The sequence below is a fragment of the Amycolatopsis sp. genome (assembly GCF_036008905.1).
Classification (GTDB): Bacteria; Actinomycetota; Actinomycetes; order Mycobacteriales; family Pseudonocardiaceae; genus Amycolatopsis.
Window position 1 is genome coordinate 38,658 of sequence record NZ_DASYMU010000096.1, and the last position, 10,951, is coordinate 49,608.

Annotated in this window: 6 protein-coding genes; 4 read left to right on the top strand and 2 right to left on the bottom strand. The window is 68.9% G+C overall.

From position 1 onward, the window contains the following. Window positions 1-94: 94 nt before the first annotated feature. Together VGP60_RS17995 and VGP60_RS18000 are read right to left on the bottom strand one after the other, a co-directional pair. Window positions 95-1,762, bottom strand: coding sequence for a GGDEF domain-containing protein (locus VGP60_RS17995; protein WP_414640372.1), 1,668 nt, complete (start codon window positions 1,760-1,762; stop codon window positions 95-97). A gap of 105 nt (window positions 1,763-1,867) precedes the next feature. Further along, window positions 1,868-2,995: a lycopene cyclase family protein gene (locus tag VGP60_RS18000; protein ID WP_327549169.1), complete on the bottom strand. Its 1,128-nt coding sequence runs from the start codon at window positions 2,993-2,995 to the stop codon at window positions 1,868-1,870. Window positions 2,996-3,049: 54 nt separating this feature from the next. On the opposite strand from VGP60_RS18000, the gene VGP60_RS18005 reads away from it, so the two are divergent. From VGP60_RS18005 to VGP60_RS18020, 4 genes are all read left to right on the top strand, one after another. Next, window positions 3,050-4,618 (top strand): dGTP triphosphohydrolase, encoded by a 1,569-nt coding sequence (locus VGP60_RS18005; protein ID WP_327549170.1) that lies wholly within the window; start codon window positions 3,050-3,052, stop codon window positions 4,616-4,618. Between the two features lie 315 nt (window positions 4,619-4,933). After that, entirely contained in the window at window positions 4,934-7,828 is a 2,895-nt protein-coding gene (locus VGP60_RS18010) for a S8 family serine peptidase (protein ID WP_327549171.1), read from the top strand. Window positions 7,829-8,552: 724 nt separating this feature from the next. After that, window positions 8,553-9,221, top strand: coding sequence for an acVLRF1 family peptidyl-tRNA hydrolase (locus tag VGP60_RS18015; RefSeq protein WP_327549172.1), 669 nt, complete (start codon window positions 8,553-8,555; stop codon window positions 9,219-9,221). A 160-nt stretch (window positions 9,222-9,381) separates the two neighbouring features. Next, the coding region (locus tag VGP60_RS18020) for an ABC-F family ATP-binding cassette domain-containing protein (RefSeq protein WP_327549173.1) at window positions 9,382-10,951 on the top strand (1,570 nt) is incomplete at its 3' end.

A 10,951-nucleotide genomic window follows, 5' to 3' on the forward strand; every position in this document is an offset into this window, starting at 1 on the left:
GTGACCGAGCGTGATCGGCACGTACGAGATGCCGACATCACGCGATCTCTCAGTAGCTAAGAGTTCGCCATCTGTCGACAGATGGCGAACTTCGTTACGCCGATCGGCTGACCGGGCCGCGCTGTGTCGGCATGGGCGGACGGCCGATGCCGCGCAGTACCTCGACCCGCTCGGCACCAGGACGGCCGAGCACCCAGCTCGATCCCGGCACTGATTTCGCTCGCTTCTTCAGCGGTGCCAACAAGCGTGAAACGTCGCGATAGGACGGAACCGCGCCGCTGCCGCACATCAGTGTCGCGAGCGAAACCGTGACGGGCATGCCTTCCGCGGACCACGGGGTGTCGAGCAGTGCGGCGGCGATCGTGCCGATTTCGTCCAGATCGCAGGCGATGAGGAAGTCGTCGCCGCCGACATGACTGACCGTCATCCGGGGCAGGCGTGTGGAGAGCTCGGTCAGGGTGCGGCCGAGTACCCGGATCAGATCGTCCCCGGCGGCGAATCCGACGGTGTCGTTGACCGTCTTGAAGAAGTCGACATCCAGCCAGGCGGCCACGAACGGTTCGCCGCTGCCGATCCGGCGGTCGACGTCCCGCGCGACGGTGTCACTGCCCGGCAGCCGGGTGAGCGGGCTGAGTGCGGCGGCTGCCTCGACCTTCGCCTCGGCCACCCCGCGGACGACCTCGTTCACCAGCACCACGCCGATGCAGCGGCCGCTGCCGTCGACCACCACGACGTCGTCGCCGGTGCGGGCCCAGTCCGCGTCGGTCACCAGTTCCAGGAACTCCAGCGCGCTCGCGTCGGCGTTGATGGTGTGCGGAGTGTCCGCGAGCCGTTCGGCCGGGCGCTTGGCGTGCAGGGCGTGACCGTACAAACCCGTTACGGCGACCAGGAAGCGGGTCCGGTCGACCGACCACTGTGGACGGTTGGTGTGGTCGATGCCGATGATGCCCGAGGGCTCGTCGGCTGCGGCGAGCACCTGGCGGACGTCGTCACAGGTCGCTGTCGCGGGCACGGTTGTCGCCGGGCGGATGAAGTCCCGGATCCGCGGTGCGGCCGAAGTGCCGCCCGCCAGCCGGTTGTCGGGCTCGGTGTCGGCGGGGGTGCTGAGGCTCGCCCAGGAGGCTTCGAACCCGGCCGGGGCGAACAGGTTGCCCTGGGCGATCCGGATCCCGAGCTTCCGCGTGGCCAGCAGCTGGGATTCGGTTTCGATCCCGGTGGCGACCAGCCGGATGTTCGTGCGGGAGGTGAAATGCAGCAAGGCCTCGACCACGGCTATCGCGGCGGGATCCTCCGGCAGCCGGTGCAGCACACTGCGGTCCAGTTTCACCAGGTCGACCGGTGCGGCGGTGAGCAGGGCCAGTGGCAGGTCACCGTGGCCGAGACCGTCGAGCGCGAGCCGGAAGCCGAGGTCGCCGAGATGGCGCATGCCGAGCAGTAGCTGGTCGGCCCGGATATGGGAGAACGGCGGGCCGATCTCGAGTACCACCTCCCGGGTGCGCTTGCCGACCGAGGCGAGCGCTTCCAGCAGCGGTTCGAAGGTGCCCGCCGACGCGGCGAGCGAAGGCGCCAGCAGGTTCAGATGGAGGGGGAGCTGCGTCTGGTGTACGGCTTCCTGGCGCGCGGCGTCCGCGGCGAGGCCGATGTCGGTCTCGGCCAGCCTGCCGTCGCGGCGGGCTTGGGCGAGCAGTTCGTGTGCGGTGCCTTTGCCGGGACGGGCCAGCGCTTCGAGCGCGACGACGCCGCCGGTGTGGAGGCTGTACATCGGCTGGAAGGCGAATTGGACTGCGGTCAGGGGCGTACCCACTCCTCGATGTTCCCTGCTGCGTCCGGGAAACGAAACTGATGTCGACTGATGTTCACCGGGTAATCACCTGATCAGACGCGTGCGCAGAGCCCACGGGGCGCCCCGGAAAATTTCCGCCATCATGGCCGCGTTACCGGGTAGATCTTCGCGAGCGGAAGTGAAAGCGCGTTGGTGGTCTTCGGGCAGTGAAAAGAATAGTTCGAAGAATTCCGGCAGCCCCTCGGCCGGTAGCGCACGGAGTGCGCGCAACCCGTGGTGGCGCAAGGAATGGACGGCTTGGGCCATCGGCGACCAGATCCGCCGATGCGCGGCTTTCGCGGCGGCGACGGGCCCGTGTTCGAGGCCGTCCGCGAGCGTTTCGGCCACGAGCGGCGCCAGCTGGAGCGAGGTCGCCAGGCTGTACCCGGTCGCCGGATGCACCAGTCCGGCGGCGACGCCGAACGGTACGACCCGCCCGGCGCGGACAGGTGGCAGGTCCAGCGAGATGCGGACCTGCTCCTGACGGTCACCCGGTGCGACTCCCACCGCGGCGAGCCGGGCTCGCAGACGGGCCGCGAGCAGGTCCTGATCCAGGCCGGGGCGGCGGGCCAGCGACGTCTCTTCGACGAGCACGCGGCTGTCGCCGACCGGGAGTGCGTAGAGAAAACTCGGATCGGCCACCGGGGAGGCCTGGCGCCAGTCCATGAACAGTGCGGTGTCCCCGGGCACCAGCCGTTCGGCGTCCGCGACGTCGAGTACGAGGCCGAACGCGGTCTGTTCGGCGGTCCGGCGAGGTGGGCCGCCGGAGAGGATCCGCCGGGCGCCGGTCGCGTCGACCACGATCCCGGCGGCGATCCGGTGACCCGTGTCGAAGAAGACCGTCGAGCCGTACGGCCCGTGGACGGCGTGCCGGACACGCCCGGCGAGCAGCTGGACCCGGTCGTCGGCGAGCCAGTCACGCAGGCCCTCGTTGCGGGCGACGAGGTATCGCCGCCGCAGCAGGTGCTCGGAGGTGCCGATGGCGAGCGTGCGGGCCGGGGCCGCCGCGATGGCGCTCTCCGGCAGGTTCAGTTCGTCCGCCCAGAGCCCGTAGGTCGCGTGCCACGGCGCCAGCGGCGCCGGATCGGCCAGCGCGGTGCGCAGCCCGAGCCGCGCGCACGCGGCGGCCAGCGCCCAGCCCGCCGGGCCGGCGCCCGCGATCAGTACGTCCATTCCATCCGGCACGGTGTCGATCTCACCACGCGGCCTGCGGATACGGTGACGGGCATGCACGAGCATGACGACGACCCGAGGACAGCCCGGCGCGACGCGGCCGATTCCGCCGGCGGTTTCGCCGACCTGGCCGCCAGCCCGTTCCGCGTGGACCGCGACCGCATCGCCGCGTCCCCGTTCTTCGCGCGGCTCGGCGGTGTCACACAGGTGGTCAGTGCCGGTGGCTCGGGCCTGCTGCACAACCGGTTGACGCACAGCGTGAAGGTGGCTCAGGTCGCGCGGGCGATCGCGGAGCGCCTCTCGACGTCGAGCGACAGTTCGGCGCTGGCGGAGAAGCTGGGTGGTTGCGACCCCGATGTCGCCGAAGCCGCCGCGCTCGCGCACGACCTCGGGCACCCGCCGTTCGGGCATCTCGGCGAGCAGACGCTGGACCGGATCGCGCGCCACCGCTTCGGCCTCGCCGACGGGTTCGAGGGCAACGCGCAGACGTTCCGCATTCTTACCACGACCGACGTCCGTGGCCCGTCCGCGATCGGGCTGGACCTGACCGCGGCCGTGCGCGCCGCGGTGCTGAAGTACCCGTGGGCCCGGCTGCATTACCCGGCGCCGCATCCCTCCACAATGGACATACCGCCGCGTGGCGCGGCCGAGCCGGATGACGCTCCCGGCACGGGGGCGAGCAAGTTTTCGGCCTATAGCACGGAACTGGACGATTTCGAGCAGGCGCGGGCGGCGTTCGCGGGCCGGATCGAGCCGTGGCAGCAGACCGTGGAAGCGTCCGTCATGGACACCGCTGACGACATCGCGTACGCCATCCACGATCTGCAGGACTTCCACCGCATCGGCGTGCTGCAGCACGCGTCGGTGGCGGCCGAGCTCGGCGGCTGGGCGACGCACGCGCTCGAGCTGTCCCGATTGGACGAGGACACGCTCACCGCGGAACGACGGCTCCCCGGGCGTTCGCTGGAACGCGTGCGGCGCAGGATGCACGTGAAGGACGCCTGGATCGTGGACGACGAGGCGTTCGCGAACGCCGTCGCGCGGGTGCGCTCCGAGCTGGCCGACGACCTGCTGGCCAGTGTCTTCGACGGGTCGACCGAGGCCGAGCAGGCGACGGCGGCGTTCTCCGCGCGCTGGACGTCGAGGCTCGTCGACGGGGTGCGGCTGGTGCCCTCGCCGCCGACCCGGTCCGGGCACGTGACGCTGAACCAGCCGCAATGGCACGAAGTGCAGGTGCTCAAGTTCGTGCATCGGCGGTTTGTCCTGTTGCGCCCGGATCTCGCGCTGCACCAACGCGGACAGGCTTCGCTGGTGTCCAGCCTGGTGGACGCCCTTGACGCGTGGCTACTGGATCGTGATGAGGTGTACCGGCTGCCCCGCCGGCTGCACGACCTGGTGGAGCTCGCGCACGCCGAGTACACCGAGCTGGCCAGTACCGCGCCCGAGCTGTTGATCGGCGCGACGGGGGAGCGAGTGGAGGGCGCCGACGCCGTGCGCGGCCTCGCCCGTGGCCGCGCGGTGGTGGACTTCGTCGCGTCGTTGACGGACCGTCAGGCCGTGACCCTGCTGGACGCGCTCTCAGGCCGGGCGTCGCAACCGTGGTCGGACTCGTTCGTCCTCTGAGGACCCGCGCTGAAACCCGTGTCGCTGAAACCCGGGTTGCTGAAACATCGTTGAAACACCGTGATGAAGAGACCTTTCGCCCGCCGACGAAAGGTGTTTCGGTGTCGCATTTGGACCAACGCCGACGAACTCGGAGCGTTAGCGGAAATTACCTGCCTAGTGTCACCCGATCGGGTGCTGCTTCACCGAACTGTGAGTACCTAGGTTGATCCAGTCGGTAACCACCGGCATCGGTCAGCGTGAGTCGGGGCACGCGCGTAAGAACCGGAGTCGCTCGTGCGTCCAAGTCATTCGATCAGGGGAAGAACGACGGCCTTGGCAGCCGGTGCGGCGGCTCTCGTCGCCGCGCTGGGGCTGGTTACACCCACCACCGCGGTCGCTGCCACGGCCACCTCGCCTGACGCCTTTTCCGAGACCACCATTCAGCAAATCGCCGCGCTGCAAGCGATCAAGAAGTCGCAGACCGCTGGGGAATCCAAAATAGACAGCCGACTGGTCGTGCAGCAGAAGCTGAGCGGCCAGCGCATGGCGGCATCTGCGCTGCCCAATCTGCAAGCCGGCGCGGAGGTTTCTTCGACCGGCACCGTACTGGTCGACATCCGCGCGAGCAAGGTCTCCCAAGATCTGCTCGGCGCGTTGACAAAGGCCGGCGCGGGTATCCGCGCGGTGTCCGAGAAGGTGGGGAGCGTCCGCGCCGAGGTGCCACTCAGCGCACTCAGTGAGATCGCCCAAAGGAGTGACGTCCGTAAGGTCGAATCGGCCGACCAGGCGATGACCGCCCGGCAGCGGGCGGCGGCTCCCGGCGGCCCGAGCCAGGGCGTGACCGACACCAAGCCCGAGACCAAGCAGCAGAAGGCCGACCGCATCGCGGCCGAGCTGAAGAAGGCCACCCAGGCCAAGGAACAGCGCGTGGGCGCCGCCGCGACGATCGTCAGCGAGGGCGACCGCGCCCACAACGCCGACACCGCGCGTCAGCAGTACGGCATCAGCGGCGTCGGCACGAAGGTGTGCGCGCTGTCCGACGGTGTCGACTCGCTCCTCACCTCGCAGGCCAAGGGAGAGCTGCCGGCTTCGGTCGATGTCCTGTCCGGCCAAGCGGGCTCGGGTGACGAAGGCACCGCGATGCTGGAGATCCTCCACGACGTCGCGCCCGGCGCGGCGCTCGGCTTCGCCACCGCGTTCAACTCCGACGCGAGCTTCGCGGACAACATCCGCACGCTGCGCTTCGAGTCGCACTGCGACGTGATCGTGGACGACATCATCTACTTCAAGGAATCGCCGTTCCAGGACTGGATCATCGCCCAGGCCGTGAACGACGTGACCGCCGACGGCGCGCTGTACTTCTCGTCGGCCGGTAACGAAGGCAGTGTCGCCAACGGCACCGCCGGCCACTGGGAAGGCGACTTCAAGGACTCGGGCAAGGGCGTCGGCAAGTTCGCCGGCACCGCGCACAACTTCGCGCCGGGCACGCAGTCCCAGATCTTCGAGCCTCTCTCCGCGAGTTCCGCGGGTGTCCCGGTGAACCTCTTCTGGTCGGACCCGCTGGGCGCCTCGTCCAACGACTACGACCTCTACCTGCTGAACGCGGCCGGTGGGGTCGTGGACTTCAGCCAGGACGTCCAGAACGGGACGCAGGACGCCTACGAGCGCGTCGACACCCCGTCCGGCGGCCTGCGGCTGGCGATCGTCAAGTTCTCCGGTGAGAACCGGTACCTGTCGCTTTCCGCGCTGCGCGGCCGGTTCGCGGACTCGTCCGACGGACTGCTGAAGGCTTACAGCACCCCGGGTGAGACCTTCGGTCACTCCGCGGCCCGCGCGGCCTTCGCCGTCGCGGCCACCCCCGCCGCGAAGGCGTTCGGCAGGCTGCTCGAGCCGGGCGACCCGGCGAACCCGGCCGGCCCGTTCCCGGGCGCGTTCAGCGGGACCAGCAAGACCGAGCGGTTCAGCTCGGACGGCCCGCGCCGCGTGTTCTACGAAGCCGACGGCACCCCGATCACCCCGGGCAACGTCACCTCGACCGGTGGGGAGGTGCGTCAGAAGCCGGAGATCACCGCGGCCGACGGCGTGCGGACCAGTGTCACCGGGTTCGACCCGTTCTTCGGCACTTCGGCGGCCGCACCGCATGCCGCGGCGATCGCCGCGCTGGTCCTCTCGGGCAACCCCGGCCTCCCGCCGGCCGAAGTCCGTGAAGCGCTGATCAACACCGCCGTCGACATCGGGTCCCCTGGCGTCGACAACGTCAGCGGCGCGGGCGTCATCCTCGCCGACCGCGTCCTCGCCTACACCGGTGCCAGCCCGCAACCCCTTGCCACGGCCCAGAACCCGACCGTCACCCCCACCGACGGCGGCGCCTTCGTGGACCCGGGCGACACGGCCACGGTCTCGCTGCCGGTGACCAACACCGGTGACGGCACCGCGGTGTCGACCAGCGTCGTGCTCACCAGCCCGACGCCGGGCGTGACCATCACGCCGCGCACCAAGTCCTACGGCACCATCAGCCCGGGACAGACCGGCGTGAACACCTTCACCGTGTCCGTTCCCGCCACCCAGGAACTGGGGGCCCCGGTCGTGCTTTCGGCCAAGGTCACCTTCGCCGGCTCGCTTTCGCCGACGACGTCCCAGTTCTCCATCCCGATCGGCCAGCCGTCGGCGGTGGTCCAGAACTTCGCCTACGGTGGCGCGGCCGTGGCCATCCCCGACAACAACCCGATCGGCGCGTCGGTCCCGATCACCGTCAGCGGTGTCGGGCGGGCGTCGAAGGTGACGTTCTCCGTCGACGGCACGGTGTGCACCGCCGACCAGGACGCCACCACGGTCGGGATCACGCACTCCTATGTCGCCGACCTCGTCGGCACCCTGACGTCCCCGTCGGGTGCCAAGGCGACGCTGTTGCAGCGCAACGGTGGTTCGGGCAACAACCTCTGCCAGGTCGTCTTCGCGGACTCGGCGGCGCAGCCCTTCAGTTCGGTCACCACCGCCAACGCCCCCTACACGGGCTCCTGGCGCCCCGCGACCGCGCTCTCGGGCGTAGCCGCGGGCTCCGCTGATGGCACCTGGACCTTCTCCGCCGTCGACGCCGTCGGCAGCGACACGGGTTCCATCCGCGCGGTTTCCCTCCACATCAACGGCTTCGTGCAACCGCCCGCGGCCGCCGACCGTCCCGCCACCACCCGCCCCAACACCCACAGCGGCCCCGTCCGCCCGGTGTGATCCTTTTGCGGCAAGGGAAGCCCCCGGTACTCAGTGCCGGGGGCTTTCCCCTTTTTCGGCCCGCCCGCCCACAGCTATTGATGGGTAAGGCAAATGCTGCTTCGCGGACCGCTCAGTCGGGTGGGTGGGTCGTGAGTGTTTACGAGTGTTAGAACACTTGTTGCCACTCACGACCCCGACTGGCTAACCCAACTACGGCACTTCGAGTCAAGACTTGCGTGGCCACCACAAGCCCGGTCAACTCTTTGTTCGGAACGAGAGCACGCTAAGTCCCGGGCTACCGCAGTAAGCCCGTTGGGCGGCAGGCGAAAAGACCGCAGCGCGCGCCCTGGTGACGCGAAACCGTCAGCGCGCAGACCCGCCGAAAACACAGTGCTGCCGCGCGAACCTCAGGACCGCAATGAACGGACCGTTCCTACCAAAAACCGCAAGGAAAGGTCCGTTCATACCACGGCTAAACCAGGGCGGGACCAGCCGTGCGAACGTCAGCCGGGACGCGCAGCCACCCACCCAGCCCGCACCCCGCCCGATGCGGCTACGGTGGATTACGTCACACCGGCAAAAGCCCTTCCAGCGAACGTTTGTACGCGAACCGCACATTCCTTCCGGAATATGTCGACATCTCGCTAGAGGTCTTAAGAGAAAAGCACTCACTTGCTAGACCGATCGGCGCAACTGGGGAACTTCACCGATTCCCCATTCCCACACCCAGTAACGTTGCCTCATGAGCAAGACACGCCAAGTCGCCGGTGGCGGTCGCGCCGTCGAAGTGCCCCCTGATCGCCTGGAAGGCTGGTTCGACCGTTTCTCCATGCGAAACGACGGCATCCGGAACACATTGCTTCGCCCGGACGAAGCCGTCGTCACCGGAGGCAACGGGACCACGGCGACAGCGATCATCCCGTTCCCGCCGTTGCGGACGGTGGGGAATTTCAATGGGCTACTGGTGGATCCGCTCATCCGGCACACCCAGGTGCCGCGTCAGATCGGCCTGCTCATGGTCCGGCTCGGCGGGCACAGTGTGGGAATGTCCCGCAACGGCCGGGTTCTGCTTTCACGGACGGATCGTCATCAGGTGCACGGCCGGTCCGCGGCCGGGGGCTGGTCGCAGAAGAGGTTCGCCCGCCGCCGTGAGGGCCAGGTGCGTGACGCTCTCCGCGCGGCCGCGGACGACGCCTACGAAGTACTCGTCCCGCGAGTGTCCGAAATGGACGCCGTCGTCGTCGGTGGCGACCGGGCGGCGCTCGACGAGCTCCGCCGGGACGTCCGGCTCGCCCCGTTGTTCGCCATCGCCGACCCGCGGATCCTGGACATCCCCGAGCCCCGCCGCACGGTCCTCGACGAGGCCGCGGAACGCGCGATAGCGGTGGAGATCATCCTGCAGGACGGGTGAGCCCGGACACGGGGTGCAAAAGAAGTGGACGCCGACCCGTACACTGATGACGTGGACATCCTTCTGGAGTAGCTCCGAGCCGAGTGCGGTGCCGGATCGCGGCACCGTCGGCTCGTCGACGCTGTCCATATGACCACTTCACCCCATCACGGGAGTTCTCTTGATCACGGCCACCGGCCTTGAGTTGCGCGCCGGCTCGCGCATCCTGCTCGCCGACACCACGCTCCGCATCCAGCAAGGCGACCGCATCGGCCTCGTCGGCCGTAACGGCGCCGGCAAGACGACGTCGCTGAAGGTGCTGGCGGGGGAAGGTGAGCCGCACGCGGGCGAAGTCCGCATGACCGGCGAACTCGGTTACCTGCCGCAGGATCCGCGCGAAGGTGATCTCTCGGTCACCGCGAAGGATCGCGTGCTGTCCGCGCGCGGTCTCGACGCGTTGCTGCGGGACATGGAAAAGGCGCAGACGGCGATGTCCGAGCTCGTCGACGACGCCCAGCGCGACAAGGCGATCAACCGCTACAGCCGGCTGGAAGAGCGGTTCTCCTCTCTCGGTGGTTACGCCGCCGAGAGCGAAGCCGCGCGCATCTGCTCGAACCTCGGCCTCGCGGATCGCGTGCTCGCGCAGACCCTGCAGACGCTCTCCGGTGGCCAGCGCCGCCGCGTCGAGCTCGCCCGGATCCTGTTCGCGGCGGCCGAAGCGGGCGCCGGTGGCAAGTCCGAGACGATCCTGCTGCTCGACGAGCCCACCAACCACCTCGACGCCGACTCCATCAACTGGCTGCGCGGGTTCCTCAAGGCGCACGAGGGCGGGCTCGTGGTCATCAGCCACGATGTCGAACTGCTCGGCGACGTGGTCAACAAGGTGTGGTTCCTCGACGCCACCCGCAGCGAGCTCGACCACTACAACATGAGCTGGCAGCGGTACCTCGACGCGCGGGCGACCGACGAGAAGCGCCGCCGCCGTGAGCGCGCCAACGCCGAGAAGAAGGCGTCCGTCCTGCACACGCAGGCGTTGAAGATGGGCGCGAAGGCCACCAAGGCGGTCGCGGCGAAGAACATGGCGCGCCGGGCGGACCAGTTGCTTTCGGGTCTCGACGCGACGCGCGTGGCGGACAAGGTCGCCAACATCCGCTTCCCCGACCCCGCGCCCTGCGGTAAGACACCGCTGATGGCCGAAGGGCTCTCGAAGTCTTATGGCTCACTGGAAATCTTCACCGGCGTCGATCTCGCGATCGACCGCGGTTCGAAGGTCGTCGTACTCGGCCTGAACGGCGCAGGAAAGACGACATTGCTTCGGCTCCTCGGCGGAATGGAAACCCAGGACACCGGTTCCGTGGTTCCGGGTCACGGAATGCGTTTGGGCTATTACGCACAGGAACACGAAACTCTTGATCATGATGCGTCGGTGTGGGAAAACATCCGACACCTCGCGCCGGACACCGGCGCACAGGAGTTGCGGAACCTGCTCGGCTCGTTCCTCTTCACCGGCGAGCAGCTCGACCAGGCGGCCGGCACGCTTTCGGGCGGGGAGAAGACCCGGCTCGCGCTCGCGGCCCTGGTCGTCTCCAGCGCCAACGTCCTGCTCCTCGACGAGCCGACGAACAACCTGGACCCGGCCTCCCGCGACGAGGTCCTCGGCGCGGTCGGCAGCTACCCGGGCGCGATCGTCATGGTCACTCACGACGAGGGCGCCATCGAGGCGCTGCGCCCGGATCGGGTGCTGATCCTGC